Origin of the sequence: Umezawaea endophytica (assembly GCF_025061645.1) — a bacterium.
GTDB classification, from domain to species: Bacteria; Actinomycetota; Actinomycetes; order Mycobacteriales; family Pseudonocardiaceae; genus Umezawaea; species Umezawaea endophytica.
The window spans coordinates 120,906-147,799 of the sequence record NZ_JANYMP010000025.1 but is presented as its reverse complement, the minus strand read 5'-3'; the positions used below and the strand labels follow the sequence as shown (position 1 = coordinate 147,799).

The window sequence follows — 26,894 nt, the reverse complement described above, 5'->3', positions numbered from 1 at the left end:
AGGCCGGCGGCAGTCCCGTCGACCTCGTCTTAACGTCGCGCGTTCATGTCTTCAGCTTCACGGCTGACTCATGACGGGTCGACCTGCTTCCCTACTCCTGCTGGTCGTGGGGCGATCCCACGACCGTCTTCACATGCTGCTCGACGTGATCACGCACGTGATCGACGGCGAGCGACCCCTGGACCCTGAGGGCCCTGGGGAACGCTCGTCGTCGTTCGGCGTTCGTGAGGCAATCGAGATCAAGGTGCAACCAAGCGCCCCGACCCGGCAACCGGCGGCGGGTGTCCGGGACGAGAGTCCCGTCCGCCACCACCACGCGCAGCAGCTCGGAGGGCGACGTCCGAGCGCGGCATCCAATGCACGTACGAGCTGGGCCGATGTGCGTTGCAACCGATCCCCGACGTTCAACCACTGAGTAGTCTATCCCCTGCGCCTCATTCAGCCGAACCGGATGCGGTCGCTCCGGCCGGTGCGGCACCCGCCGCTTCCGCATCGCTGCGGATGTCGATGCGCCATCCGGTCAGCCTCGCGGCGAGCCGCGCGTTCTGACCTTCCTTGCCGATGGCGAGTGACAACTGGAAGTCCGGCACCACGACGCGCGCCGTCTTGGCGCGTTCGTCGAGCACCGTGACAGACACAACCTTGGCCGGTGACAAGGCATTCCCGACGAAGGTGGCCGGGTCGTCCGAGTGGTCGATGATGTCGATCTTCTCACCGGCCAGCTCGCTCATGACGTTGCGGACGCGCGCTCCCATGGGCCCGATGCAGGCGCCCTTGGCGTTGACTCCGGACACCGTCGACTTCACCGCGATCTTCGAACGGTGACCCGCCTCACGTGCCACCGCGGGGATCTCCACGGTGCCGTCCGCGATCTCCGGGACCTCCAGCGCGAACAGCCTGCGCACGAGGTTCGGGTGCGTCCGGGACAGGGTGATCTGCGGGCCGCGCGCGCCGCGCGAGACGCCGACGACGTAGCACTTGAGCCGTGCGCCGTGCTCGTAGGTCTCGCCGGACACCTGCTCGGCGGGCGGCAGCACGCCCTCGGTGTCCCCCACCTGGACGACGACCATGCCGCGGGCGTTGGCCCGCGCGTCGCGCTGGACGACGCCGCCGATGATCTCGCCCTCCTTCGCGGAGAACTCGCCGAAGGTGCGCTCGTGCTCGGCGTCGCGCAGGCGCTGGAGGATGACCTGCCGGGCCGTGGTCGCGGCGATCCGGCCGAAGCCCTCCGGGGTGTCGTCCCACTCCTCGGCGACGGTGCCGTCGGGAGCGAGGTCCTGGGCCAGCACGCGGACCGCGCCGGTCTTCTTGTCGATCTCCACGCGCGAGTGGGCGTGGTGGCCCTCGGTGTGCTTGTAGGCCGTCAGGAGCGCGGTCTCGATGGCTTCCAGCACGACCTCGAAGGGGATGTCCTTGTCCCGTTCGATCGCGCGGAGAGCAGCGATGTCGACGTTCACCTCGACTCCTCCTTCGGTGTAGTCGGTCCTGCGGGGTCGTTGGCGGTGTCGTCGCTGCCGCCGTCGTGCTGCCCCGGTTCGAGGAGGGACAGCTCGGCGACGGGTGCGGGCTTGAACTCGATCTCCACGACGGCGCGCTCGATCGTGCGGTACTCGACGCGGCGCAGCTCGCCCTTGACCAGCAGCACGACGCCGTCGTCGTCGGACTGGCCGACGCGGCCGAACCACTCGACCGAGTCGGGCTGCTTGACCTTGACGAGCCGGAGCTTCGCCCGCCGCCAGTGGCGGGGCTTCGTCAACGGGCGGTCGGCGCCTGGCGACGTGACTTCGAGCGTGTACGGACCTGCCATCAGGTGGTCGACTTCGTCGAGGGCGGCGGCGACGGCGCGGCTGGCCTGGGCCACCTCGTCCAGTCCGATGCCGTGCTCGGCGTCAACGACCACCTTGACCAGCCTGCGACGCCCAGCCTGATGCACGTCGAGCAGTTCGAGGTCGAAGCCGATGGCCGCGACCGCCTCCTGCACGACGGGTTCTAGCTGCGCGGCGAGGTCTCCGCGCGGCGGGCTGGACATTTGGTTACTCCCACAAGTCTCAGGTGCAGTACACGGGCATGGGAACCCCGGCCGACGCTGCACTCGCCGGTCGTGGTCGCCCAGACTATCTCGTTCGGAGACCTTCCACGGCCACCGCCGATCACGGCGTCTCTGGCAGGATCGCTAGACGTGATCGCCGAATCCCGTGGTCCGCTGCTCAGCCGACGCCGGGTGCTGCTCGCCGCAGCTTCCGCGCCGTTGGCAGTCGCGTGCACCACACCGCCGCCCGCTCCCCTGCCGCCCGACCCGTTAGCCGACTTGGCGGTCCAAGCGCGCGCGGACGCGGCCCTGGCGACGGCCGCGGGGCTCGAAGAGGTGGCCGCGGCCCGCACCGAGCACGCGAAGCTCATCCAGGCCGAGGTGGACCGCGCCCGGCCCAGCGGCCCGTCGTCGTCCGCCTCCGCCCCTCCCGGCACGTCCGCCGCGCCCCCGCCGTCGAGCGGCACGCCGGAGCAGGTCGTGGAAGCGCTGCAAGCCGCTCAGAAGGCGGGCACGGAACTGTTGGCGACCGTGCCCCCACACCGGGCGGGTCTGCTCGGGTCCGTCGTCGCGGGCTGCGCCAGCCTGGTGGAGGTCATGTCGTGAACCGTTCGGCCATGGGCCAGCCCTCGTCGGCCATCGCCCCGTCCGGCGGGAAGCCCACCGGGGACGCCGTGCAGGCCGTGCAGGACGCGCTGGCGGCCGAGCACGCCGCCGTGTGGACCTACGGCCTGGTCACCGCGTTCGTGGAGCAGGGGCCGAGGACCGCGGAGGGCGCGGCGGCGCACCGGGCCCGGCGGGACGCGACCGAGCGGCTGCTGCGCGACGCGTCGGCCGAGCCGGTGCCGCCCGCGCCCGCCTACCTGCCGCCCGCGCCGGTGACCGACGCGACGTCGGCCATCGCCGCGATGGTCGCGGTGGAGATCGACGCGTGCGTCGCGTGGCGCGGGGTGCTGGAGCGGACCGAGGACGCCGACCTGCGGCGCACCGCGCTGGACGCGCTGACCGGCTGCGCCGTGCGGGCGACCCGGTGGCGCAAGACCGCGGGCCTGCTGCCCGCCGGTCTGGCGATGCCCGGCACCGCGGTCGGCTAGCGCGCTAGCCCGCGAGTTCGGCGGCGAGGCGGAAGGCGTCCGTGCTGATCCGCTTCATGAGCTTGTTGTGCTCGGCCTCGTCCGGCCCGTGCTTGACGGTGTCCGACTCGACGATGACGACCTCGCGGTCCTGGAGCTTCGAGGCGAAGCCGCCGGACGCGAGGGTCTTCAGCTCGGGCACCTTCGCCGCGCCCTCGCGGACCAGGTCGTTCACGTTGCCCGTGCCGTCGGTGCTGGTCAGCTCCTTGAACTTGGCCGCGTCCTGGGTGTTGCGCAGGGTCACCACGGACACCGAGGTGTACGCGGTGCGGCCGTCGTCCAGGGTGGTCGTGTAGAGCTGGCGGACCAGCTTCTCGCACGGGTTCGAGGTGAGGAACTCCTTGGTCGCGCCGTAGGCGTGCTCGGCGCACCCGGTCACCTTCAGGGGTACCGGGACCTGCTCGGACTTGGCGAACTCGAACTCGCCCTTCGGCGCGGTGGACGTGGTCGCGGCGGGGGTCGTCTTGTTCTCGCTGCCCATGGCGTCGATCAGCAGCCACACCAGCGCGGCCGCCAGCGCGACGGCGACCAGGCCGAGCGCCTTCACCGGCAGTGCGCGCTGGGCGGGTGGCCGCGGTGGCGGCGGGGGCTGGGTGCCGATGACGTTCGTGGTCATCAGCGAGTCCAGCTTGCCGATCTCCGAACGCCACAGCGGAGCGGTGTCCGTCACCCCTGGAGGGTGAATCCGGGGAAGCTGCTGCGTCACCTCTTCGGGTGACTCCTTGGGGGCCGACACAGGACGAAACGGTATCCGACGACGGTCACGACAGCGCTTTGAGCACGAGGGCGACGTCGTCGCGGGTGGTGTAGAGGTGGCACGCGAGCCGGACCTTCCCGGCACGGACACTCGCCTTCACACCCGCCGCGACCAGGCGTTCCGGCGCGTCGGGCCGGTCGACGGAGACGATCGCGGAGTTCGACGGGGGCAGGTCGAGACCGGCGAGGAGTTCGTTCGCGATCCCGATGTTGTGGTCCCGGACGGCCGCCAGGTCCAGTGACGCCAGCCACGGAAGGGCGACGGACGCACCGACGTGCGCCAACCAGACAGGTGACGTGTCGAGCGCCCGCGCGGACGACGCCAGCCGGAGCGGCAGCCCGTAGACCGACGCCCACGGGTCCTCCCCCGCGTACCAGTTCGCCGTGACCGGGACGGCGGTCGCGAGCGCCTCGGGCCGCGCGGCCAGCCACGCCGAGCCGCGCGGCGACAGCAGCCACTTGTAGCCCGCGGCGACCACCCAGTCCGCCCACCCGACGTCCAGCGGGAGCCAGCCGAGCGCCTGCGTGGCGTCCAGCAGCACCGGGACGCCCGTCGCGCGCAGTCCGTCGAGGTCGGCGACGCGCCCGTCGGCGGACTGCACGACGCTGACCGCCACCAGGTCGTGCCCGCTCGCGGCGTCCACCAGCTCGTCCGGCCCGACCTCGGTGACCACGTGGCCGAGCGCGGCGAACGGGAACGTCACGCTGGTGAACTCCCCGCGCACGGTCAGCACCCGCGAGCCCTTCGGCAGGCTCGCCGCCACGATCGCCACGAGCTGCGACACCGACGTCCCGATGGCCACCTGCTCGGTCGGTGCCCCCACCAGCCGTCCGAACGCCTCCCGCCCGGTCGCCACGGCCGCGTCGAACGACGGCGGCTGGTCGGCCCCGGACGCCCACCGCCGCACCGCCTCCCCCACGGCGTCGGCCACCGCCTTCGGCGGGATCCCGATGCTCGCGGTGTTCAGGTACCCGAGCGGGACGTCGAACTCGCCACCGAAAGCGCTGCGCATGGCTCCGACGCTACCCACGCCGCTCACGACATCCTCAGCACGTTGCGCGTCACCCGTTGGGCCGCGTCCGAGCAGAGGAACGCGATGACCTCGGCCACCTCGCCCGCCTCGGCCACGCTGAACCGGGCCCGCACCTCGTCGTTGATCCAGCCCGTGTCGGTGACGGGCGGGTGCACGACGTTGGACGTGATGCCGTGGCCCTGGAGCTCGGCGGCGGCGGACATGGCGTAGTTCTCCAGCGCCGCCTTGGCCGCGCCGTAGGACACCTCGCCGGGGAAGCCCAGCGGGTCGCCGGACGTGAGGCTGACGATCCGGCCCCAGTTGCCGCCGCGGGCGATGTGCCGCCGGGCGAACTCGGCGATCAGCAGGGCCGTGGCGCGGGCGTCGACGGCGAACTGCGCGTCGAACGTGCCGCCGGTGACCGGGTGCTGGACCCGGCCGAACTGGTCGGTGTCCTCGGTGAGGAAGGTGTCCTGCACCCAGCTCGACGCGTTGTTGACCAGCACGTCGACGGGCCCGAAGACCCGTTCGGCCTCGTCGAACAACTCGGCCGCGGTCTCCGGCCGGGACAGGTCGGCCTCCACGGCGTGCGCGCGGCCGCCCAGCGCGGTGATCGCCTCGACGACCTCGTCGGCGCCGGAGCCGCGGCTGGTGAAGTAGGCCTCGGGGACGCTCGGGTCGGGTTCCGGCTCGAAGCGCAGGAACCCGATGAGGACGTTCACGCCCTGCTTGGCCAGCGCTTTCGCGGTGGCGGCCCCGATGCCCTGGTTCGCCCCGGTGACGACGGCGGTGTGGATCATGCGGGCGATCGTGCCCCACGGAAGTGCCCACCGCACCCGAGTTCCCTACCGTGGACGGGTGCGCAGCGAAGAGATCGAGATCAGGACCGGGTCGGACGAGGTCGTGCACGACCTGACCAGCGCGGCCGAGCGGTTCCTCGCGGACGTGGACGGCGACGGCCTGCTGCACGTGTGGGTGCCGCACGCGACCGCGGGCCTGGCCGTGCTGGAGACCGGGGCGGGCAGCGACGACGACCTGCTGGCGGCGTTGCGGCAGATCCTCCCCGCGGACGGCCGCTGGCGGCACCGGCACGGCAGCCCCGGCCACGGCCGCGACCACGTGCTGCCCGCGCTGGTGCCGCCGTTCGCGACGATCCCGGTGCTCGGCGGTGTGCTGGCGCTCGGCACCTGGCAGTCGATCTGCCTCGTCGACACGAACGTCGACAACCCCGTCCGCAGGGTCCGGTTCAGCTTCCTGGCCGGGTAGGGGTGGTGGCGCCCACCGAAGTCAACGCGGGATGAATTCCGTGGCTGTCGGTGCCGCAAGGTAGGTTCGGGACGTGACTCATCCAGGGGACGGGCAGGGCGGTTGGGGAGGCCAGCAGGGTGGCTGGGGTCAGCCCCAGTACCCGCCGACCGGCGGTTTCCCCGCGCAGCAACCCCAGTACCCGCCGACCGGTGACTTCCCGGCCCAGCAACCCCAGTACCCGCCGACCGGCGGCTTCCCGGCGCAGCAGTCGCAGTACGGCGGGCTCGGCGTGTACTCCGGCGGCCCGCCCGAGCAACCGAAGCGCCCCCGGTGGCCGATCATCGTCGCCGTCGTCGTGCTCGTGCTGGCCGCGGGTGGCGCGACGACGTACTTCCTCACCAGGGAGTCCGACGACCAGGCCGTGACCACGTCCACGTCGAAGTCCGCTCCCCCGACGTCGAGCGCGCCCACCTCGTCCTCCAAGGCCGCCCAGACGTGCGAGCCGCACGCGACCGGGTGGACGTGCCTGCCCGTGCCCGCGCTGTCGTACAGCTACGACACCCCGGAGGCGTGGAAGGCCTCGAAGGCGACCGGTCTGGTCGAGGGCCTGCCGGACCTGAGGCTGACCGGCGTCGCGACGTACGGCGAGTACGACTGCGGCGGCAAGGGGTACAACCGCGGCAACACCGGCGGCGCCGTCGTGAAGCAGGACGACGCGGGCGCGCTGGCGAAGGACGTCGCCGCGAAGCTGTCGGCCCAGTACTACAAGTCCGGGACCGCCACCGTCGCGGTCGGCGAACCGCGCGACGTGACGGTCCCCGGCACGAAGGTGACGGGCGTCCAGGTCGACTCGGTGATCACCACGACCGGCAACGAGTGCCTGGCGTCGAAGGGCGCCATCAAGGTCCTCGTGCTGCGGGGCGACAACGGTCTGCACCTGTTCATGACGAACGGCGACCTGGAGGGCGGGCCCGCGAGCGCGCCGAAGCCGGTCCCCGACGCCGATCTCCAGGCCATGGTCGACTCCGTCAAGCCACTCCGGGGGTGAGCGTGAAAACGCTGGTGCTGTGGGACATCGACCAGACCCTCATCAACGCCATGGGGCTCGGCCACACCTGGTACCAGGTCGCGCTGCACGCCGCGACCGGTGTGCGGCTGCGCCACGTCCCGAGCTTCCCCGGTCGCACCGAGATGGCGATCTCCCGCGAACTCCTGACGCTGCACGACCTCGAAGCCACGGACGAGCTGATCGCCGCCCTGCACCGCGAGCTCGTCGCCGTGGCCGAGCGCGAGCACCCGCTCCTCGCCACCCGCGGCCAGGCGCTCGCGGGCGCGGCGGAGGTGCTGGAGGCGTTGGCGCGCAGGGAGGACGTGGTGCAGAGCGTCGTCACCGGCAACCTGGTGGAGATCGCCAGGCACAAGCTCGCGGCGTACGGCCTCGACTCGCACGTCGACCTCGACATCGGCGGCTACGGCTCCATCTCGGACCAGCGCGAGGCCCTGGTCGTCGAGGCGATCCGCCTGGCCACCGAGAAGCACGGCCACGACTTCCCCGTCGACTCGGTCGTCGTCCTGGGCGACACACCGCACGACATCACCGCCGCGACGCACCACGGCGCCATCGGGATCGGCGTGGCCACGGGCCGCTTCACCGTCGAGGAACTGGAGGCGGCGGGCGCGCGGGCCGTGCTCGCCGATCTGTCCGACACCGAGGCCGTGCTGGCCGCCATCCTCGGGTCATGACGCAATCGAACCGGGAAGACCTGCGCCACACGTTCGGTGAAGATCCGGAGCGCTACGACCGCATCAGACCCACCTACCCGCCGGAGCTGTTCACCGACCTCGCGCCGGGTCCGCGGGTCCTGGAGATCGGCCCCGGCACCGGCCAGGCCACACTCCCGCTGGCCCGCCTGGGCCGCGCCGTCACGGCCGTGGAACTGAGCCCCACCATGGCCGCCGTGGCAGCCCGCAACCTGGCCGACCACCCCAACGCCGAGGTCGTCGTCGCCGCTTTCGAGGACTGGCCCCTGCCCCCGGAACCGTTCGACCTGGTCCTGTCGGCCACGGCGTTCCACTGGATCGACCCGGCCGTGCGCATGCGGAAGTCAGCCGACGCCCTGCGCCCCGGCGGCGCGCTGGCCGTCATCTCGACCCACCACGTCCTGGGCGGCACGACGCGGCTCTTCGTGGACGTCCAGCGCTGCTACGAGCGCTTCGACCCCGACACGCCGCCGAACCTGCGCCAGCAGGAGGCGTCCGACATCCCCAGGGACACGGCGGAGTTCGACGCCTCGGGCCGCTTCACCCCGGTCACCTTCCACGACTACGTGTGGGAGCAGACCTACAGCAGGGACCAGTACCTCGACCTGCTGCTCACCTACTCGAACCACCGCGCCCTGCGCCCGGACCGCCAGGCCGGGCTGCTCAGGTGCATCGGCGACATGATCGACAGCCACGGCGGCAGCATCACCAAGCGCTACCTGACCCAGATGGCCGTGGCGCGGACCAAGCAGGCCCCGTAGCCGACGGGGAGTCGGGTCCGCCCCACCCGCGACCGGGCGGGGCGGACCCGGCGATCAGCTACGCGCCAACTCCACCAGGTGCTGCACGACGGCGTCGACGGACACGTCCGTCCGGTCGCCCGAGCGGCGGTCCTTCACCTCGACGACCCCGTCCGCCAGGCCGCGGCCGACGACCAGGATCGTCGGCACGCCGATCAGCTCGGCGTCCTTGAACTTCACGCCGGGGCTCACCTTGGGGCGGTCGTCGAGCAGCACCGTCAGTCCGGCGGCGTGCAGTTCACCGGCCAGCTTCTCGCCACCGGCGAGCAGCGCCTCGTCCTTGCCCGCGACGACGAGGTGCACGTCGGCGGGGGCGACGTTGCGGGGCCAGATGATGCCCTTGTCGTCGTAGCTCTGCTCGACGATGGCCGCCACCAGCCGCGACACGCCGATGCCGTAGGACCCCATGGTGATCCGGATCGGCTTGTTGTTCGCGTCGAGCGCGTCGAGCGAGAACGCGTCCGCGTACTTGCGGCCGAGCTGGAAGATGTGGCCGATCTCGATGCCGCGCGCGGACTCCAGCACGCCGTGGCCGTCTGGCGACGGGTCGCCCGCGCGGACCTCGGCGACGTCGATGACGCCGTCCGGGGTGAAGTCGCGGCCCGCGACCAGGTCGACGACGTGGTGGTCGGACTTGTCCGCGCCGGTCACCCAGGCCGTGCCGCGCACGACGCGCGGGTCGACCAGGAAGCGGACGCCGTTCGCGAGCAGCGCGCCGGGACCGATGTACCCCTTGACCAGGAAGCCGTTGCGGGCGAAGTCGGCCTCTTCGAGCAGGGCCACCTCGGCGGGCTCCAGCGCCGCCTCGAGGCGCTTGAAGTCGACCTCCCGGTCACCGGGCAGGCCGATCGCGAGCAGCGACCAGTCCTTCTCGCCCGGCTTGCGGGTCTTCACGAGCACGTTCTTCAACGTGTCCGCGGCCGTGAACGTCCGGCCCAGGTCGGCACCGTTGAGGTGGTCGACCAGCGTCTGGATGGTCGGCGTGGCGGGCGTGTGGTGCACCTGCGACTCGGGCTTGTCCTCGACGGACTGCTCCGGCGGCGCGGGCGTCGTGACAGCCTCGACGTTCGCCGCGTAGCCGGACTCCGTGCTGCGCACGAACGTGTCCTCGCCGGTCTCCGCGACCGCGAGGAACTCCTCGGACGCCGAGCCGCCCATCGCGCCGGACGTCGCCGACACGATGACGTACTCCATGCCGAGGCGCTCGAAGATCTTGATGTACGCCGCGCGGTGCGCCTGGTACGACGCCGACAGGCCCTCGTCGGTGAGGTCGAACGAGTACGAGTCCTTCATCAGGAACTCGCGGCCACGCAGGATGCCCGCGCGGGGGCGCGCCTCGTCCCGGTACTTCGTCTGGATCTGGTAGAGCGTGACCGGGTAGTCCTTGTACGAGTTGTACTCGCCCTTCACGGTGAGGGCGAACAGCTCCTCGTGCGTCGGCCCGAGCAGGTAGTCCGCGCCCTTGCGGTCCTTGAGGCGGAACAGGTTCGGCCCGTACTCGGTCCACCTGTTCGTCGCCTCGTAGGGCTCCTTCGGCAGCAGCGCGGGGAACTGGATCTCCTGCGCGCCGAACGCGTCCATCTCCTCGCGCACGATCTGCTCGATGTTGCGCAGCACGCGCAGACCCAGCGGCAGCCAGGTGTACCCGCCCGGTGCGACGCGGCGGACGTAGCCGGCGCGGACCAGCAGCTTGTGGCTGGGTACTTCGGCGTCGGCCGGATCCTCGCGCAAGGTGCGGAGGAACAGCGACGACATCCTGGTGATCACGATGGGTACTCCTCGTGGAGAACGGTGTCCGAACAGAGTAGTGAAGACCGTCCGCCCAGTTCCAACGGGTAACGCGTGGCGCCGGTTTCGCGCCCGCCGCGGTCGACGGGAGTCGGGCGGCCCCCTGTCCACGCAGGTCGCGGTCGGGGCGACGGAAATTGTCGGACCCCGCGCCTACCGTCTGCGCCATGACTCTCACCATCGGAATGGTCACGATCGACACGAGCGACCCGCACAAGCTCGCGGAGTTCTGGACCAAGGCGCTCCGCACGACGGTCCAGCACGACTGGGGCGAATTCCTCGTGCTCGCGCCAGAGGGCTCGATCCAGCTCGGCCTGCAACGGGTCGACACCGTCGCCCCCGGCAAGAACCGGGTCCACTTCGACATGCACGCCGCCGACCGCGCGGCCGAGGTCGCCCGCCTGGTCGACCTGGGCGCCTCGGAGGTAGCCGAGCACACCGTCCCCGGCCTCACCTGGACGGTCCTGGCCGACCCGGACGGCAACCAGTTCTGCGTCGGCCAACCCGGCTGACCCCACCGCCCCGGTGGCCGGTCGGCCCTGGGCACGTGAGGTTTCCGCCCGAAGCCGCCGTGGCCGCGAACACGCGGACTCCACGGCCACGGTCGAGGAGTCGCCGGACACCGGGTCCAGCTCCGCGCCCACCCTGCGCGGGTCGGGCGCCCAAGGATGTGCCAATCCACGCGAGATGCCGGGGCAGGTGGCTGGTGGCTGGTGGGCACGCCAGCCACCCACCAGGATTTCGGCCGACCTCTGCGCCCGCTTGGCCGTCGAACGACGGTTGCACCCCGATATCAAGAAATCAGAGCACGGCAGCAATCCGCTCGAGGACAGGAACAGTCCGGTCGCCTGAGACGAGTCGAGCCTCCACGAATGGAAACGGAGCATCCTCGCGCACCGCGTTCAAGACGGCGATGTAACTGGCGTCGGCGGAAAGGAAGAGGTCGCAATCGACCAGGTACGAGCTGTGCTGTTCATCAGCGGGATTGCCGTTGGTGACCTTGCGGTCGGTCTGCATGGTGCGCACGGCCCACCGGGTCCACTGCCTCCGCATGAACTCGATCTGGGCGTCCTCCACCCAGAGCCGGGTGAAGTCCGCGCGGTCGGAACGAAGCTGGGACAGGTCGACGTACGCACCAACCCAATCAGCGACGGTCGCGTCTTCCTTGGTCACCATCGCCGGACCGGCAACGTCGACCAGTTCATGCCAGGAGATGTCTCGCGACTCGATCCGCCAAGGCTCGACGGCGGAGCCGGACCAGCCTGCGATATATGACTCCGGAGCTTCCGGCAGCGCTGTCGCCAGCAACGCCGTCAGCGGCCTGACCTGGAACTGGTCGCGCAGCAACGTCTTCCGCTGCGCTTTCTGCTGCGAAACCATGTAGTCCTGAGCGCCAGGGTGCCGAAGCTGGTAGTTGTACAGCGGCGTGGAGTCCTCCAGCGCCGCCCGCCAGATCCTCTTGGTCCAGAAGCCGTTCAGCGACGCGACTTTCGCGGTGTCCGGCATCCTCCTCATCCACTGCGGGCGAAACTTCCGGATTGTGTCGACCACCTCGTTCGACTCCGACTCCGCTTCAGTCGGCAGCCTATTCTTCGACCCCTTCACCAGCGCGTGGACAATGCGCTGGCGCACTTCGGCTGCGGGAATCCGAACAACTTCCACGAGGGTGCTAGGTGGCATCAACACCTGGAGCGAACACGATCGCATGAGGTCGTTGAACTCGTGGACTACTCCTTCATCCCCGATCGAGGACCAGATGTTGGTGTCGAGAATGATCTTCATCATGACCAATCAATCATCGAGAACAAGACCGAACCGCCGGACAGCCCGCCACACGGTACTCACCAAGGGAGTAGCGGACACCCGACTTTCACGACCGCAGATCGAATCCGTTGTTCCTGTCCCAGTCACGCAGGACTGCCAGCGCCAGCGAACTCAGGGATTCGACGCCGCTGCTGCTCCCCCGGCACGTCCTGGAGCACCACCCCTGACCTACCCTCAGCACGTGCTGGTGCTGCTACCCCCCTCGGAGACCAAGGCCATCGGCGGAGCGGGCGCGCCGCTCGACCACACCGCGCTGACCTGCCCGGACCTCAACCCGGTCCGGGAGAAGATCGCGCACGCGCTGGTCGAGCTGGCGGCCGACGTGCCCGGCAGCCTGGCCGCGCTGGCGCTGTCCGAGCGCCAGGCCGACGAGGTCGCCAGGAACGCCCAGCTCCGGCACTCCCCGACGATGCCCGCGCTGTCCCGCTACACCGGGGTCCTCTACGACGCGCTGGACGTCCCCACGCTGAAGAAGGGGGAACGGGACCGCGCCCACCACCGCCTGGCCATCGCCTCGGCCCTCTTCGGCGTGGTCAGGGGAGGCGACCCCATCCCGGCGTACCGGTTGTCCGGCGGCTCCGCGCTCCCGTCGATCGGCCCGCTCGGCGCCCTCTGGCGCCCGGCGCTGGAACCGGCACTGGCCGCCATCGACGACTTCGTCGTGGACCTCAGGTCCGGCCCCTACGCCACGCTCGCCAGGATCCCGCACGCCGTCACGATCCGCGTGGTCAGCGAGGACGGCGCGGGCGTCCGCAAAGCGATCAGCCACTTCAACAAGGCCCACAAAGGACTGCTGGCGCGGGCCCTGTCGACCTCGCGGGCGGAGCCCAAGAACCTCAACGGCCTGATCAAGGTCGCCGCGGCGGCGGGTCTGCGGGTGGAGAAGACCGGCGACCGGACCGCCGACCTGTTCGCCGGTTAATTCGGTTGCGACGGCCCGACCGGCTTTGGAACACTGAACGCGCGCTACCCGGTGGAGCAGGTCCGCCGGTGGACAGGAGGAGGTGCCCGTGAAGACGACTGTGCGAGACGTGGCACCGGCCCGTCCACCCGCCCCCCTCGGCTAGCAGCGGCTTTCCGCGCGCCCAGGTGGGGTGCAAGCAACCCTCTCTCAAGGAGAACCCCACCAGTGCGCGAGCACGAGTACGACTTCGCAGATTTCGAATCCGCCTACGACGACGTCGACACCAGGATGCGTCGGGGCAAGAAGGCCAAGCGCACCGACGACCGCGACCGCACCGGCCGGTTGACGAAGGAGGAGCGCGCCGCCCTGGCCCGCGTGCGCGAGGACGCGCTGAGCGAGGCCGACAAACCCGAGGGCGCTGACAGGTGGTCCACCTGGGACGACGCCGACCACGGCCCGACCCCGCGCCCGGACTGGGTCATCACCGACCTGGGCGCGGCGGACCGGGAACTGGGGATCATCAAGACCGGCAAGGAAGCCGACGTGTTCCTCGTCGAACGCCGGAGCGCGACGCAGAGCTGCCTGATGGCCGCGAAGCGGTACCGGGGCAGCGACCACCGCATGTTCCACCGGGACGCGGGCTACCTCGAGGGCCGTCGGATGCGGCGGTCGCGCGAGATGCGCGCGATGAGCAACCGGAGTTCGTTCGGCCGCAACCTGATCGCGGAGCAGTGGGCGGTGGCGGAGTTCGCCGCGCTCGGCAGGCTGTGGTCGCTCGGCGCCCCGGTGCCGTACCCGGTGCAGCGCAGCGGAACCGAGCTGCTGCTGGAGTTCCTCGGCGACGAGGACGGCACGGCCGCTCCACGCCTGGCGCAGACCAGGCCGGACCCGGACGAACTGGTCGACCTGTGGACCCAGTTGGTCGACACGCTCACCATGCTGGCCGCCGAGGGCGTCGCGCACGGCGACCTCTCGGCGTTCAACCTGATGGTGCACGAGGGCAGGCTGGTGCTGATCGACCTGCCGCAGGTGGTCGACCTGGTCGCGAACCCGCTCGCGGAGTCCATCCTGGAACGGGACGTGCGCAACGTCTCCACCTGGTTCACCGCTCGCGGGCTCGCGCCGGAACTGACCGATCCGCACGAGCTGATGGTGACGCTGGTGGACGCGGCGGGCCTGAACTGACCGGGTGGCGGGCTCCCGCCCGGAGCCCGCCACCCGGCGGCGGGAATGCGCCGGGGGCGTCCGGCGTTCCCACCTCCGCGGGCACCGCCCGAGCGGCCACGGCCCCCGACACCGTGGATCCCGCTTCCCAGTCGACCGACACCGACCGACCGGCGATCAGCCACAGTGGAGCCCCGCGCTCCCGGCACAGGTTCGCCGTTCTCGTTCCGGCCCCGGCGGGAGCCGCCCCGAGAAGTGTCCCCACCAGCAAGAACACCGTTCGCGGCGGAAGGGTCGAGTGGGCCTGTGCGCAAGAACACGACCCCTAAGCCCCCCTACCCGCGACGCGCACTTCCGATGATCAGCTAGAGTGGTCCTTGCACCGCGCAAATGCCTGCACAACTTCCTGTGCTCGCGAGACCACCTCGGGTCGGTCATCGGTGCTCCTAACAACCATCGGCGCGACAAACACGCGTCGGGCTCGTCCTTGCGATCGGCGCCGCGACCCGCTGCACAACTGCGGAGCATCCCCGAGACGTGCCATGTCCCGGAGGTTTGTTTTGCCACCCACGTCCCAGGGCCGTTCCGAGCGTCCGTCGTTCCGCAAGCCGCGGCCGCGTCGCTCTGGCCAGGGCAACGGCCGCTCCCAGTTCGCTGAGGCCGGTCCTTCCACTGTCGCCGAACACGTCGAGAGCACCGTGCCGGAGGGCCCGCTGCCGACGTTCGCCGAACTCGGCCTCGCCGATGAGCTGCTCCGCGCGCTGACCGCGCAGGGCATCGAAGCCCCCTTCCCGATCCAGGCCGCCACGCTCCCCGACGCCCTCGCGGGCCGGGACGTGCTCGGTCGCGGCCAGACGGGCTCCGGCAAGACGCTGGCGTTCGGTCTGGCGCTGCTGTCCCGCCTCGCGGGCCAGCGGGCCAAGCCGCTCATGCCGCGCGCACTGATCCTGGTGCCCACCCGTGAGCTCGCGATGCAGGTCGAGGAAGCCCTCACCCCGTTCGCCCGGTCGCTCGGCCTGTCCGCGCGCACCGTCGTCGGCGGCACGTCGTTCCCGCGTCAGATCGACGCGCTGCGCCGTGGTGTCGACCTCCTGATCGCGACGCCGGGCCGCCTGTCGGACCACGTCCGCCAGGGCACCTGCGACCTGTCCGACGTGCGCTTCACCGCGTTGGACGAGGCCGACCAGATGGCCGACATGGGCTTCATGCCCCAGGTCCGCGCCATCCTCGACCTGACCCCGCAGGACGGCCAGCGCATGCTGTTCTCCGCGACGCTCGACGGCGACGTGGACAAGCTGGTCCGCCAGTACCTGCACAACCCGGTGACCCACTCGGTCGCACCGCCCACGGGCAGCGTCACCACCATGGAGCACCACCTGCTGCTCGTGTCGGCCGATGACAAGCAGAACGTCATCACCGAGGTGGCGGCCCGCGAGGGGCGCACGATCATGTTCGTGCGCACCAAGCACCACGTGGACCGCCTCGCGAAGAAGCTCCGCTCGGTCGGCGTGCACGCGGGTGCGTTGCACGGCGGCAAGGCGCAGAGCGCCCGCACCAGGGTCCTGGGCGAGTTCCGCGACGGCACCACGCCGGTGCTGATCGCGACCGACGTGGCCGCCCGCGGCATCCACGTCGACGACGTGAGCCTCGTGGTCCACGTCGACCCGCCCGCCGACTCGAAGGACTACCTGCACCGCGCCGGTCGCACGGCGCGCGCCGGGCAGTCCGGTGTGGTCGTCACGATGGTCACGCACGACCAGCGTCGCGCCGTGCAGGGCCTGACGGCCCGCGCGGGCATCCGTCCGGAGTCGACCCGCGTGGCTCCCGGCAACGAGGACCTGATCCGCATCACGGGCGCTCGCGTGCCCAGCGGTGAGCCGGTCGTCGAGCCCGTGATCCCCGAGCGCGGCGGTCGTCGCGGCGGCCCGCGTCGTGGAGGCCCCTTCGGCTCCGGCGGCGGACGCACCTCGGAGTTCCGCGGCGGTCGCGGTCGCAGCGAGCGCGGCGCGAGCGGTGGTCGCAGTGAAGGCGGTTACCGCGGTGGCGCCACCGCGAGTGCCGGTGCGGGCGCCGGTCGGCCCCGTCCGGCCCGCTCGTACTGATCCGAACGCGCAGAAGGCCCCCTCCGGTTCGCCGGAGGGGGCCTTCTCCCGTTCAGAGGTGCGTGGCCAGCCCCGCGACGGTGCCCACCACGATGATCGCGGGCGGCCGGATGTTCTCCGACACGATGTCGTCCGCGACCTTGTCCAGAGTGGACCGCACCACCCGCTGAGTTCGCGTCGTCCCCTCCTGGATCACCGAAACCGGTGTGTCGACAGGACGGCCGCCCGCCATCAGCACGTCCGCGAACGCCCGCGACCTCTCCACGCCCATCAGGATCACCAGCGTCCCGCGCAGCCGCGCCAGCGCGGTCCAGTCCACAAGGGACCGTTCGTCGTCCGGCGCCACGTGCCCGGACACCACGACGACCTCGTGCGCCACGCCCCGGTGGGTCACCGGGATGTCCACCATCGCGGGCACGCCGAACGCGCTGGAGATGCCGGGCACGACGCTCACCGGCACACCCGCCTCGGCGCACGCCAGCAGTTCCTCGAACCCGCGCCCGAACACGTACGGGTCGCCGCCCTTGAGGCGCACCACGAACTTCCCGGCCTTCGCGTTCTCCACCAGCGTGGTGTTGATGAAGTCCTGCGACGCGGCCCGCCCGTACGGGATCTTCGACGCGTCCACGACCTCCACGTGCGGCGGCAGGTCATCCAGCAGTTCCCGCGGCGCGAGCCGGTCCGCCACCACGACGTCCGCCCGCGCCAGCAGCCGACGGCCGCGCACGGTGATCAGGTCCGGGTCGCCGGGGCCGCCGCCGACCAGCGCCACGCCCGCCAGCGGCTCGTGGTGGTCGTCCACCGCGGTCCCGTCGCGCAGCGCGGAGACCAGGCTGTCGCGCACCCGCGCCGACCGCCGGTGCTCGCCCCCGGCCAGCACGCCGAGCAGCAGCCCGTCGTGCCTGCCCACGGCGGGCGTCACGGCCGTGCCGAGGGTCGCGATGTCCGCGCGGACGCAGAAGATCCGGCGTTCCTCCGCGTCGGCGGCGATCCGGGCGTTGACCTCGGTGACCGACGTGCACGCCAGGACGTACCAGGCTCCGTCCAGGTCGCCGTCGGCGTAGCCGCGCGCGTGCCAGGTCACCTCCCCGCTGTCGACCATGCCCTCGACCGCGGGGGTCACCTCGGGGGAGATCAGGTCCACGACGGCTCCCGCCGCCACCAGGCGCGGCAGGCGCCGCTGCGCGACCGTGCCGCCACCGACCACGACGACGCGGCGCCCGGTCAGGTCGAGGCCCACGAGGTAGTGCTGTTCACCGTGCATGCGTCACAGCATCCACATGCGGGCGGCCCCGGCCAACTCGGGCGTTCACATCGCGAGCAGTTCGAAGCCCGCCGCGGGCCGACCGCCGAACCGCTGCCCCGTCATCTCCGCCAACCGGCGCAGGAATCCCCCGGCGTCAGCCATGTCCCCGCTCAATGCGGCCAGGTAGACGGCGTGCTCGCGCAGCGAGGCGACCGACAGGTCCAGGGTGTCTGTGATGTCCACCGCATGCGTCGACCGCGGCGACCCGGACACGGCCACGTACCGCACCCCGCCCCACGGTTCGAGGTCGAGGTCGCGGAACACCCACCTGTTCGCCGCGTCCCGCACGGCGTCGATCGCCGCCTGCCCGACGACCCGGTGGTCCGCCATGTTGAGGCCCCCTCCGTCGAACGTCGCGTGGTGGTTCCCGGTGATCACCACGTCCGGCCGGTGCCGCCGGATCGCCGCCGCGATGTCCCGCCGCAGCGGCAGCCCGTAGGTGATCTCGCCGTCGTGGTGGTCGAGGAACTCGACGGTCGTCACCCCCACCACCGCCGCACTCGCCACCTGCTCCCGCTCCCGCAGCGGCCCGGCCTCCTCGGGAGGCGTCGAGTCGATCCCCGCCTCCCCTCGGGTGGCCAGCAGGTACGTGACCGCCTTGCCCTGCGCGGTCCAGCGGGCGACGGCACCGGACGCCCCGTACTCCAGGTCGTCCGGGTGCGCCACGACCGCCAACGCGGTCGTCCAGTCCTCGGGCATCGGTGCCAGGTCATCCATGCGGGCGAGTGTATTTCCGGACGGTCAAGAAATGCCCGCCGTAATTCTTTGCAGTGAACAATCGGGTCTTTGAGGCTCAAGTGAAGCCGCCATCGCAGCCCCCACCTGCGTCTTCATCATTCATGAACCCGCCAGAATTCCAGGAACGCCACCGGGCCGGCGTGGAGTTCGCGCCGGTCCGGTGGCGGGCGTTCCTAGGGGGCTTCGACGATGGCCGCGCTGGTCGCCAGTGCCTCGTTGGAGCAGGACAGCATGCGGATGCCGTAGCCGCTGGAGATCCTGATCCAGGAGCCTGTCACGGTTGTCCCGTCGTCACAGGCGACTTTGATGGTGAAGGTGCCGCTGCCCTGGCACCAACCGGTGCCGACGGACTGCTTGACCTGGGTGCCGCAGTCGCGCAACTGGCTCGGCGCGGCGACGGCCGTGGTGGGGACGGCGGCGAGGGCGAATCCGGCGATGAGTGCGAGAAGTCGTTGAGGCATGGTTCGACCGAACACCGGCCGTGCCCACGACCGGGTCAACCACCCGGTCGTGGGCGTGCCCGATCAGGAGTTGATCTGGGTGGTGAGCAGGTCGTAGTAGGTGGCGACCCTGGCGTAGACGCCGGGGTAACCGGCCAGGGCGCAGCCGCGGCCCCACGAGGTGGCGCCGATGAGCTTGCCGCCCGCGACGATCGGACCGCCCGAGTCGCCCTGGCAGGTGTCGGTGCCGCCCTGCGGGTAGCCCGCGCACACCATCGACGTGCTGCTGTAGTTCGAGTACGCCGTCCTGCAGGTGGCGTCCGAGGTGACCGGGACGGTGGCCTTCAGCAGGTAGCGCGACGCGGAGCCGCCGGAGGAGGTCGTGCCCCAGCCGAGGATGGTGGTGCTGGTGCCCGCCGCGTACAGCGCCGTGTCGGACGGGGTGGCCAACGGGAGGTAGGCGGAGGTGATGGACCTGTCCAGCGTGAGCACGGCGACGTCGGAACCGCTGCTGGCGCTGGTGTAGGACGGGTGCACCCAGATGCGGGTCACACTGGCGGTGATGCCCGCGGTGCTCTGCTTGTCCTCACGGCCCCACACGACGCGCGTGCTGGCAGCGGACCGGCCGGACACGCAGTGCGCGGCCGTGACGACCTTGTTGCCCTTCACCAGGGTGCCGCCGCAGAACTGGGAGCCGCTGGTGCTCGCGAGGTACACCGTCCACGGGTACTCGCTGATCGTGGCGCGGGTGCCGCCCACGACGAACGGGGTCACGTCCGCCGACGACGGCACGGTGGTCAGCAGGCCGACCACGGCCGCGATGGCGGTCACGACGACGGCCTTCACCAGGCGATGCAGGGTTTTCGCCATTGGAGTCCTTCCACAGAAGGTGCAGGAACTCCAATGGCTACCGGCAGAAAGCCGACCGGGGAAACCCCCGATCGGCTTTGCTGACCGTTTTGACCGTTGACGCACCGCAATCGACTGATTACGGGCAGATGTCCTACAGAATTCCGCGAGCCACGAAAGCGGCCTTGACCTTGGCCGCGACCCGGTCGCCGCACAGCGCCTTCGCCGTGGCGACGGTCGTCTCGGCGGCCTGCGCGAACGTCGTGTCCGGCGTGTAGGAGAACTGGGCCTCCAGCACGATCCGCGCGGACTCGTCGCGACCGAGGGCCTGGTAGACGTCGAAGAGCGCCCGCGACCAGATCTGGCCGTCGAAGTGCACCTCACCCTCGCGGTCGGCGACCGTCAGGTCCGTGTCGACGCGCCGCAGGCAGTGCGGGGCCTCCTCGGTGTACGAGACGGCGTCCCAGTCGCCGATGCACGCGAGCGGCGCCGCGGCCGAGTCCTTCTGCACCGGCACCGACATGATCATCGCCCACCAGTCGCCGAAGGCCTCGCCGATCGACCCGCCGTCGAGGCTCTGCCCGAAGTTCGGCACCTGCGCGTCCTGGATGGCGTGTCCCAGCTCGTGCCAGATGATCTCCGCGTCCTCGGCGTCGTCCACCCCGCCCGTGCCGAACGTGATCTGGTCGGTCGACGGGTCGTAGTACGACTGGTCTTCCTCGAACCCGATGGTCGTGACGTCCTGGGCCTCGTTGTTGACGTCCCGGAAACCGAGCCGCTGGATGTACCTCTGGGCGTCGGTGATGCCGTGGTACGCCATCACCTGCTCGAACCGGTCGTCCGAGCGGGTGTACTCGAACCTGCGGTTCTTCGCGAACGCCAGCTCGTTCGTCGGGCCGACCACCTTCGCGTACTTGCCCGTCAGGTAACCGGAGGTGTCCAGATCGGACAGGCGCACGGACTTGTACGCCCTCTTCGGCACCGCGGCGTCGGCGTCGTCCTGGTCGGTCAGGGTCGCGTCCTGCAACGACGCCACCGGGTTGGGCGAGAACACCTTCCCGGTGCCCTCGGCCCGCTTCACGATGTCCTCGGTCTTGATGACCTCGCCGGAGGCGGCGTCGACGATCGTCCTGACGGAACCGCGGTCGGTGCGCGACACGACCGCGTAGACCAGCTTCGACTGCGCGCCGGGCAGGACGGACAGCTCGGTCGCGGCCCGGTCGCCCGCCACCTGCTGGTCCACGGTCGCGTCGGCGCGCTCGGTGGCCACGGACGGCGTGGTCGACGCCAGGCCCTCGACCTTGATCCGCCCGTCCTGGACGGTCTCCTTGCGGGTGCGCTTGTCCACGTGCTTCGCGTAGTAGCCGCCGAGGACGGGCTTGCCCTCGAACGTCTGCGCGTACCAGTAGTGCTTGGCCAGCAGCGAGTCGCGCGTGGCCACGAGCTGGAGGTCGGCGGGGGTTTCCGGTGCGGCTTGGGCGACTCCGCCGAACAGGGATACCGCACTGGCACAACAGGCCACGGCGACTAGGCGACGCAGGCGCATAGATGCTCTCCAGAAACGCAGGGACCCGGAACGGATCGGGCCGTGTGCGGAGCGACGCTAGTCGGCGCGCGCACGCGGAAAACCAGCCGAAGGTAGGAAAACTGGTGGGGATCCACCACCTGGGACGCTCGACGCAGGCGGTTTGGCCGGGGAAGTCCGCTTCGCTTTCACCCGAAGGTGTGACGTTCGGGGGTCAGCTCGCGGCGACGCCCGGTACGCGAACCGTTTCCACGTCCCGGCCCGCGGGAGGGGCGTCGGGGCCCGCGCCCGAAGCGATCCACGCGACCGCCAGCCCGGAGGACGCCAGTTCCACCGCGCCGTGCGTGTGGATCCCGGTGCCGGGCCGGAGGAGGTGCCTGACCTGGTCCACCGAGTCGGCGCTGCCGACCACGAACGCCGCCCGGCGCAACTCCGCGTCGGCCTGCGGGGTCCGCTGGTCGGCTGACCCCGGCCCCAGCCCGATCAGGGCCAGTCGGCCACGGGGCAGCACCCGCGCGGCGGCCACGGTCACGTTGTCCCCCTTGACCTTCTGCGCCGCCAGCTCGACGGGACCGCCGCAGGCGAGGTCCGCCGCTCCGCGCAGGGCCGCGGCTTCCGCGACGCTGGCCGTTCCGACCAGGGAGTCGACCGACGAGCTGGGGTTGGGCACGGGGACGGCCGCCAGCACCTCGGCCGAGAACGTCAGCAGCGGCGCGGACGTGTCGCCGTGCCAGAAGCCCCAGTCCTCCACGGCCTCCAGGATCCCCTGCTCCCCCGCCTTCCGGTCGGCGGTGGCGAACGCCCTGACCGCGCGGAGGTCCAGGCCCCCGGCTTCCAGCTCCGCCAGCGCGGACGCCACGGCGGACGTGGACACCCCGCTGCCGGAGCCGACGCCGACCACCAGCGTGCGGGGCACCAGGCGCACCTCGTGGTCCGCCCTGGTGGCCGCCGGGAGACGGTCGTCGATCACGATCTTCCAGTCCGCCTCGCCGTGCGACAGCACCGTGTCCGGCAGCGCGGGCAGCGGGAACCCCAGCGGGTTCACCAGCAGGACGTGCTCCCCCGCCGCCAGTGCGGCCGAGCAGCCTGCCAGGTCCCCGTCGGCCGTGGCGTCCAGCAGTTCGATCAGCTCGTCCAGCGGCCCGTCCTCGCCCTCCGACGAGAGCACCGCCGTGCGGCCGAGGACGTCGGCGATGCGTTCGGCCAACGCGTCCGCGCCGAGCGACACGACGAACTCCCCGGCCACGCACACGACGCCGGGATCGGATCGCTTGTCCCGCAACAGGGGTGCGACCAGGCGGACGGCGGACGACGGGCCGAGGAAGATCACCGCGGCCTCCAGGCGGGGCCACAGGCGGTGCAGGGCCGGGCGCACCGGGCCGTCGGGGACCACGGTGTCCGAGCCGAGGAAGGGCCCCAGCTCCACCAGGTCGCGACGACCGGCCTCGGTGGCCGCGAACAGGCCGATCACCTCTTGGTCCCCCAGAGCACCATCACCGGGTTGGTCGCGGTCGTGACGCTGCCGACGAGCCTGGCGGACGACAGCAGGCTGCCCTCCACGGTGTAACCGGCGTCCCGCAGCACGTCCCGCGACGGCACGGCCCGGTCCAGTTCCGGCATCGCCACGACGATCCGCTTGGCGCCGACCCTCGCGCACGCGGCCACGGCGGCGGGTCCACCACCACCGACGAAGATCGCGTCCGGCCGGGGCAGGCCGACGATCACGGCGGCCAGCTCCTCCTCGACGATGCGGACGTCCACGTGGTGGGCGGCGGCGTTCGCGATGATCCGGACGACCTGCACGGGGTCGCGCTCGACGGCGAGCACGGCGGCGCCCAGGCGGGCGCACTCGATGCCGACCGCGCCGGGGCCCGCGCCGACGTCCCACACCAGCACGCCGGGACGGGGTGCCAGCCGAGCCAGCGCCAGCGCGCGGACCTCGGTCGTGGCGACCATGCCGTCGCGGTTGGCGAACCGGTCGTCCGGGAGCGCCCAGCCCTCCGGCTCGACGGCGAACTCCGTGTCCGCCAAGCACAACAGCTCCGGCGAGCGCCACGGGCGGACGACCGCGTCGGCCGGGTCCACAGTGGACCTCCGTTCGGTCGGGCCGCCGAGGTTCTCCGCCACCACGAGGGTGCGTCGCCAGCCCGCGAGGCCCTGGGCCAGTTCGGCGACGGATGCGTTGCGCACCAACACCGTCGAGCGGGCGCGGCACAGGTTGAGCGCGTGCTCGACCGGGAAACCCTCGTCGAGGACGGTGGTCTTGTCCCACGACCGGCCTGATTCGGCCACGAACCGCTGGAGCGCTTGGAGATCAGCCATGGGTCAGCTCGTGCGCCTGGTCCGCTTGCCCCGCGCCGTCGGCTTGCGCGGCGTGGTGCTGGCCCGGACCGAGGTGATCGGGGTGGCGGCCGCGACGGCGCGCGGCTTCGGGTCGGGAGCGGGCTCCGAGTCGTCGGGAACGACGACGGACACGACCGCCGAGACCGGTTCGACCGCGGCGACCGGCGGTGCGACGGGTTCCGGACGGGGGCGGCGCGCGCTCTCCTGCCAGTCGTGCACGGCCGACCAGGCGGCGGCGGACGTCTCCGACTCCGGCGCGGGCTCGACCACGACCTCGGGCACGTCCACGACCTCGGGCCGCGCGGCGCTCCGGCCGTAGCGCCCGGCCCGCGTCGACCACTTCGACGGCCGGGCCCTGCGCACGGGTTCGTCGGTCGGCTCGGTGAGCCTGTCGGACTTGCGGAACCCGGCGCCGCGCACGCGGCTGGTCGGCTTGAGCACGGACCCGACGAGGAACAGCGTGGTGCGGTAGAGCTTGTGCTCCTTCACGGACGCTTCGAGGCAGGCCAGCGTGGTGTGCACGACCGTCTCGTCCGGCCAGGAAACCTTGTACGCCACCACGATCGGCGTCTCCTCGGCGTACCCGCCCGCGCGCAGCTTCTCGACGAGCTGGCCAGTGCGCGCGGCGGACAGGGACACGGCCATCGTGGTGCCGTGGCCCGCGAACTCCTGGAGGTGCTCGCTGCCCTCGGGGCCGGTGAGGATGAGCGACTGGGCCACGTCGGACGTCGTCAGCTCGCGGCCGATCACCGCCGCGGCGGCGGAGAACTGGGACACGCCGGGCACGACCTCCAGTTCCAGCCCGAGCCTGCCGCACGTGTCGTGGTGCTCCTGGACCTCGCCCCACAGCGACGGGTCGCCCGCGTGCAGCCGCACGACCTTCAGCCTGCCCGCGGCGGCGCGGCGGTAGACGTCGACGACCTCGTCGGCCGGCACGCGGGAGAAGTCGACCAGTTCCGCTTCGGGGCGGGCGTGCTCGCGGACGCACTCGGCGTCGACCACGCTCGGCGCCCACACGACGACGTCCGCTTCCGCGATCCGCTTGGCGCCCCTCAGGGTGATGAGATCGGCGGCGCCGGGTCCGGCGCCCACGAACGAGATCCGACCTGGCATCACGGGTGACTCCTGTGGGGACAGTGTGTGTTCAGGGAGAAGACCCGACCGTACCGTCCGGGCTCGCTCCACTATCGAGTGGCCTCATACGGCATTTCCGCCGTCGCGCACGCCCGGACGAAGCGAACCACCGAATCGGGTGACGCGGCCGGGTGCGTGTGCAGGTATGACGCGTGCACACCTCCCGCCACGAACCCCTCGGCGACCGGACGGCGGTCGTGGCCGCGCCACTGCCACGCGGGCCGCGCGCTGCTCGAAGGGGTGAGCACCGTGCGGTGGAACTCGTGCCCGGTGATCCGCTGCCCGGCGAGCGCCAGCACCGAGTCGACCGGTGCCACGGCGTCGCGGTACCCCAGCGTCAGCCGCGGCGACATCGACCCGTCCGCGTCGAGCACGCCGCACATCGGCAGGCCGTCGAGCGTGCGCGCGAGGTACAGCAGCCCGCCGCACTCGGCGTGCACCGGCGCGCCGGACCCGGCGAGCGAGGCGATGGCGGCCCGCAGCGGGGCGTTCTGCGACAGCAGGTCCGCGTGCTGCTCCGGGAAGCCGCCCGGCAGCACGAGCCCGGACGTGCCCTCCGGCAGTTCCTCGTCGCGCAGCGGGTCGACCGTCACCACGTCCGCGCCCGCGGCGCGCAGCAGTTCGACGTGCTCGGCGTAGCCGAAGGTGAACGCGGCCCCGCCCGCGACGGCGACGACCGGCGCCCCGGTCACCCGCTCCACCTCGGCCGACGCGTTCCACGCGGGCACGGCCATCGCGGGGGCGACGGCGGCGAGCCTGCGGACGGCGTCCAGGTCGACGTGCTTGGCCACGGCCGCCGCGATGGCCTCCACGGCGGCCAGCGCCTCCGGGCCGTGCTCCACGGCCGTGATCAGCCCGAGGTGCCGCGACGGCAGCGAGAACGCCGGGTCGCGCGGCAGCACGCCCATGACCTCCAGGCCGACCTCGGCGCACGCGCTGCGCAGCACCTGCTCGTGCCGGTCGGAGCCGACCTGGTTGAGGACCACGCCGCCGATCCGGACGGTCGGGTCGTAGCCGCGGAACCCGTGCAGCAGCGCGGCGAGGCTGCGGGACTGGCCGCGCGCGTCGACCACGAACAGCACGGGCGCGGCCAGCAGCTTCGCGACGTGCGCGGTCGACCCCACGCCCTCGGTGTCGACCCGCCCGTCGAACAGGCCCATCACGCCCTCGATGACGGCGATGTCCGTGCCGCGCGAGCCGTGCACGAACAGGCTCGCGACCTTCTGCTCGCCCACCATCACGGTGTCGAGGTTGCGGCCGGGCAGGCCGGTCGCGATGCCGTGGTACCCGGCGTCGATGTAGTCGGGGCCGACCTTGAACGGCGCGACCCTGCTGCCGGAGCGGCGCAGGGCGGCCATCAGCCCGGTCGCCACGGTGGTCTTGCCGCTGCCCGACGCGGGGGCGGCGACCACCAGCCGATTCACCACTCGATCCCCTTCTGGCCCTTCTGCCCGTCGTCCATGGGGTGCTTGACCTTGGACATCTCCACCACCAGGTCGGCGGCGTCCAGCAGGGCGGGTGGGGCGTACCTGCCGGTGATCACGACGTGCTGGTGACCGGGCCGGTCCCTGAGCGTGGCCACCACCTCGTCGACGTCCACCCACCCCCAGTGCATCGGGTAGGTGAACTCATCCAGAACGTACAGGCCGTGGACGCCGTCGGCGATCCGCCGGGAGATCTCCCGCCAGCCTTCGAGCGCCGCAGTGGCGTGGTCCTGCTCCGTGCCCTGCTTGCGGGTCCAGGACCAGCCCTCGCCCATCTTGTGCCACTCGACCGGCCCGCCCGCGCCGGTCTCGTCGTGCACCCGGCCGAGCGCCTTGAACGCCTCCTCCTCGCCGACCTTCCACTTCGCCGACTTCACGAACTGGAACACGCCGATCGACCAGCCCTGGTTCCAGCCGCGCAGCGCGAGGCCGAACGCCGAGGTCGACTTCCCCTTCATCTCGCCGGTGTGGACCATCAGCAGCGGCCGGTTGCGCCGCTGCCTGGTGGTCAGGCCGTCCTTCGGCACCGACGTCGGTTGTCCTTGGGGCACCG

General features: G+C 71.5%; 28 protein-coding genes. 10 read left to right on the top strand and 18 right to left on the bottom strand.

Annotation, left to right across the window (positions count from 1 at the left end; translation table 11 throughout):
* Positions 1–91 precede the first annotated feature (91 nt).
* From NZH93_RS38135 to rimP, 3 genes are read right to left on the bottom strand one after another with little or no spacing between them, the layout of a single operon-like run.
* Entirely contained in the window at positions 92–493 is a 402-nt protein-coding gene (locus NZH93_RS38135) for a YlxR family protein (RefSeq protein WP_259628158.1), read from the bottom strand.
* Entirely contained in the window at positions 435–1,457 is a 1,023-nt protein-coding gene (gene nusA, locus NZH93_RS38130; protein ID WP_259628157.1) for a transcription termination factor NusA, read from the bottom strand. The genes NZH93_RS38135 and nusA overlap by 59 nt, the downstream gene beginning before the upstream one ends.
* Positions 1,454–2,029 carry a ribosome maturation factor RimP gene (gene rimP / locus NZH93_RS38125; protein WP_259628156.1) on the bottom strand — a complete coding sequence of 192 codons (576 nt, stop codon included), beginning with the start codon at positions 2,027–2,029 and terminating at the stop codon, positions 1,454–1,456. The genes nusA and rimP overlap by 4 nt, the downstream gene beginning before the upstream one ends.
* Positions 2,030–2,179: 150 nt before the next feature.
* On the opposite strand from rimP, the gene NZH93_RS38120 reads away from it, so the two are divergent.
* Both NZH93_RS38120 and NZH93_RS38115 read left to right on the top strand, forming a co-directional pair.
* Positions 2,180–2,635, top strand: coding sequence for a hypothetical protein (locus NZH93_RS38120; RefSeq protein ID WP_259628155.1), 456 nt, complete (start codon positions 2,180–2,182; stop codon positions 2,633–2,635).
* Positions 2,632–3,123, top strand: coding sequence for a ferritin-like domain-containing protein (locus NZH93_RS38115; protein ID WP_259628154.1), 492 nt, complete (start codon positions 2,632–2,634; stop codon positions 3,121–3,123). The genes NZH93_RS38120 and NZH93_RS38115 overlap by 4 nt, the downstream gene beginning before the upstream one ends.
* A 4-nt stretch (positions 3,124–3,127) precedes the next feature.
* Here the strand turns inward: NZH93_RS38115 and NZH93_RS38110 are convergent, their stop codons facing one another.
* From NZH93_RS38110 to NZH93_RS38100, 3 genes are all read right to left on the bottom strand, one after another.
* Complete coding sequence (locus NZH93_RS38110; RefSeq protein WP_259628153.1) at positions 3,128–3,832, bottom strand: hypothetical protein; 705 nt, start codon at positions 3,830–3,832, stop codon at positions 3,128–3,130.
* A 91-nt stretch (positions 3,833–3,923) separates the two neighbouring features.
* Complete coding sequence (locus NZH93_RS38105; protein WP_259628152.1) at positions 3,924–4,931, bottom strand: aminotransferase class V-fold PLP-dependent enzyme; 1,008 nt, start codon at positions 4,929–4,931, stop codon at positions 3,924–3,926.
* Positions 4,932–4,954: 23 nt separating this feature from the next.
* Positions 4,955–5,731, bottom strand: a complete 777-nt coding sequence (locus tag NZH93_RS38100; RefSeq protein WP_259628151.1) for an SDR family NAD(P)-dependent oxidoreductase — start codon at positions 5,729–5,731, stop codon at positions 4,955–4,957.
* Between the two features lie 58 nt (positions 5,732–5,789).
* Between NZH93_RS38100 and NZH93_RS38095 the strand changes: the two genes are divergently transcribed.
* The 4 genes from NZH93_RS38095 (at position 5,790) to NZH93_RS38080 (ending at position 8,701) form a co-directional block, all read left to right on the top strand.
* On the top strand, positions 5,790–6,197 hold the full coding sequence (locus tag NZH93_RS38095) for a YjbQ family protein (RefSeq protein WP_259628150.1): 408 nt from the start codon (positions 5,790–5,792) through the stop codon (positions 6,195–6,197).
* 73 nt (positions 6,198–6,270) lie between these two features.
* Complete coding sequence (locus NZH93_RS38090; protein ID WP_259628149.1) at positions 6,271–7,227, top strand: DUF8017 domain-containing protein; 957 nt, start codon at positions 6,271–6,273, stop codon at positions 7,225–7,227.
* Entirely contained in the window at positions 7,224–7,922 is a 699-nt protein-coding gene (locus tag NZH93_RS38085; protein WP_259628148.1) for an HAD family hydrolase, read from the top strand. The genes NZH93_RS38090 and NZH93_RS38085 overlap by 4 nt, the downstream gene beginning before the upstream one ends.
* Positions 7,919–8,701 (top strand): class I SAM-dependent methyltransferase, encoded by a 783-nt coding sequence (locus NZH93_RS38080; RefSeq protein ID WP_259628147.1) that lies wholly within the window; start codon positions 7,919–7,921, stop codon positions 8,699–8,701. The genes NZH93_RS38085 and NZH93_RS38080 overlap by 4 nt, the downstream gene beginning before the upstream one ends.
* Before the next feature lie 54 nt (positions 8,702–8,755).
* Here NZH93_RS38080 and NZH93_RS38075 read toward each other — a convergent pair whose 3' ends face one another.
* On the bottom strand, positions 8,756–10,507 hold the full coding sequence (locus tag NZH93_RS38075; protein WP_259628146.1) for a proline--tRNA ligase: 1,752 nt from the start codon (positions 10,505–10,507) through the stop codon (positions 8,756–8,758).
* A 188-nt stretch (positions 10,508–10,695) separates the two neighbouring features.
* Here NZH93_RS38075 and NZH93_RS38070 point away from each other — a divergent pair, with 188 nt between their 5' ends.
* A complete protein-coding gene (locus tag NZH93_RS38070) occupies positions 10,696–11,040 on the top strand; it encodes a VOC family protein (protein WP_259628145.1) in 345 nt (114 codons plus the stop codon).
* 289 nt (positions 11,041–11,329) lie between these two features.
* Here the strand turns inward: NZH93_RS38070 and NZH93_RS38065 are convergent, their stop codons facing one another.
* On the bottom strand, positions 11,330–12,310 hold the full coding sequence (locus NZH93_RS38065; protein WP_259628144.1) for a hypothetical protein: 981 nt from the start codon (positions 12,308–12,310) through the stop codon (positions 11,330–11,332).
* A gap of 223 nt (positions 12,311–12,533) precedes the next feature.
* Here NZH93_RS38065 and yaaA point away from each other — a divergent pair, with 223 nt between their 5' ends.
* From yaaA to NZH93_RS38050, 3 genes are all read left to right on the top strand, one after another.
* The gene (yaaA, locus tag NZH93_RS38060) at positions 12,534–13,274 is read left to right on the top strand and encodes a peroxide stress protein YaaA (RefSeq protein WP_259628143.1); all 741 of its coding nucleotides are present in this window, start codon (positions 12,534–12,536) and stop codon (positions 13,272–13,274) included.
* 207 nt (positions 13,275–13,481) lie between these two features.
* Entirely contained in the window at positions 13,482–14,441 is a 960-nt protein-coding gene (locus tag NZH93_RS38055) for a serine protein kinase RIO (protein ID WP_259628142.1), read from the top strand.
* A gap of 539 nt (positions 14,442–14,980) precedes the next feature.
* Positions 14,981–16,522 (top strand): DEAD/DEAH box helicase, encoded by a 1,542-nt coding sequence (locus tag NZH93_RS38050; protein WP_259628141.1) that lies wholly within the window; start codon positions 14,981–14,983, stop codon positions 16,520–16,522.
* Between the two features lie 52 nt (positions 16,523–16,574).
* On the opposite strand, the gene cobA is transcribed toward NZH93_RS38050, so the two are convergent.
* From cobA to cobO, 10 genes are all read right to left on the bottom strand, one after another.
* Positions 16,575–17,786: a uroporphyrinogen-III C-methyltransferase gene (cobA, locus tag NZH93_RS38045; RefSeq protein WP_259628140.1), complete on the bottom strand. Its 1,212-nt coding sequence runs from the start codon at positions 17,784–17,786 to the stop codon at positions 16,575–16,577.
* Positions 17,787–17,831: 45 nt separating this feature from the next.
* Positions 17,832–18,545, bottom strand: a complete 714-nt coding sequence (locus NZH93_RS38040; protein WP_259628139.1) for a PIG-L deacetylase family protein — start codon at positions 18,543–18,545, stop codon at positions 17,832–17,834.
* Positions 18,546–18,739: 194 nt separating this feature from the next.
* Positions 18,740–19,027: a hypothetical protein gene (locus NZH93_RS38035; RefSeq protein WP_259628138.1), complete on the bottom strand. Its 288-nt coding sequence runs from the start codon at positions 19,025–19,027 to the stop codon at positions 18,740–18,742.
* 63 nt (positions 19,028–19,090) lie between these two features.
* The gene (locus tag NZH93_RS38030) at positions 19,091–19,876 is read right to left on the bottom strand and encodes a S1 family peptidase (RefSeq protein ID WP_259628137.1); all 786 of its coding nucleotides are present in this window, start codon (positions 19,874–19,876) and stop codon (positions 19,091–19,093) included.
* A 133-nt stretch (positions 19,877–20,009) separates the two neighbouring features.
* On the bottom strand, positions 20,010–21,401 hold the full coding sequence (locus tag NZH93_RS38025) for a M4 family metallopeptidase (RefSeq protein ID WP_259628136.1): 1,392 nt from the start codon (positions 21,399–21,401) through the stop codon (positions 20,010–20,012).
* Between the two features lie 193 nt (positions 21,402–21,594).
* Positions 21,595–22,851, bottom strand: coding sequence for a cobalamin biosynthesis protein (locus NZH93_RS38020; protein ID WP_259628135.1), 1,257 nt, complete (start codon positions 22,849–22,851; stop codon positions 21,595–21,597).
* Complete coding sequence (locus tag NZH93_RS38015; protein ID WP_259628134.1) at positions 22,848–23,702, bottom strand: hypothetical protein; 855 nt, start codon at positions 23,700–23,702, stop codon at positions 22,848–22,850. Before NZH93_RS38015 ends, NZH93_RS38020 begins: the two co-directional genes overlap by 4 nt.
* A gap of 3 nt (positions 23,703–23,705) precedes the next feature.
* The gene (locus NZH93_RS38010; RefSeq protein ID WP_259628133.1) at positions 23,706–24,836 is read right to left on the bottom strand and encodes a cobalt-precorrin-4/precorrin-4 C(11)-methyltransferase; all 1,131 of its coding nucleotides are present in this window, start codon (positions 24,834–24,836) and stop codon (positions 23,706–23,708) included.
* Positions 24,837–24,907: 71 nt separating this feature from the next.
* Positions 24,908–26,281: a cobyrinic acid a,c-diamide synthase CobB gene (locus NZH93_RS38005; protein ID WP_259628132.1), complete on the bottom strand. Its 1,374-nt coding sequence runs from the start codon at positions 26,279–26,281 to the stop codon at positions 24,908–24,910.
* On the bottom strand, positions 26,278–26,892 hold the full coding sequence (gene cobO, locus NZH93_RS38000) for a cob(I)yrinic acid a,c-diamide adenosyltransferase (protein WP_259628131.1): 615 nt from the start codon (positions 26,890–26,892) through the stop codon (positions 26,278–26,280). The genes NZH93_RS38005 and cobO overlap by 4 nt, the downstream gene beginning before the upstream one ends.
* Between the last annotated feature and the right edge of the window lie 2 nt (positions 26,893–26,894).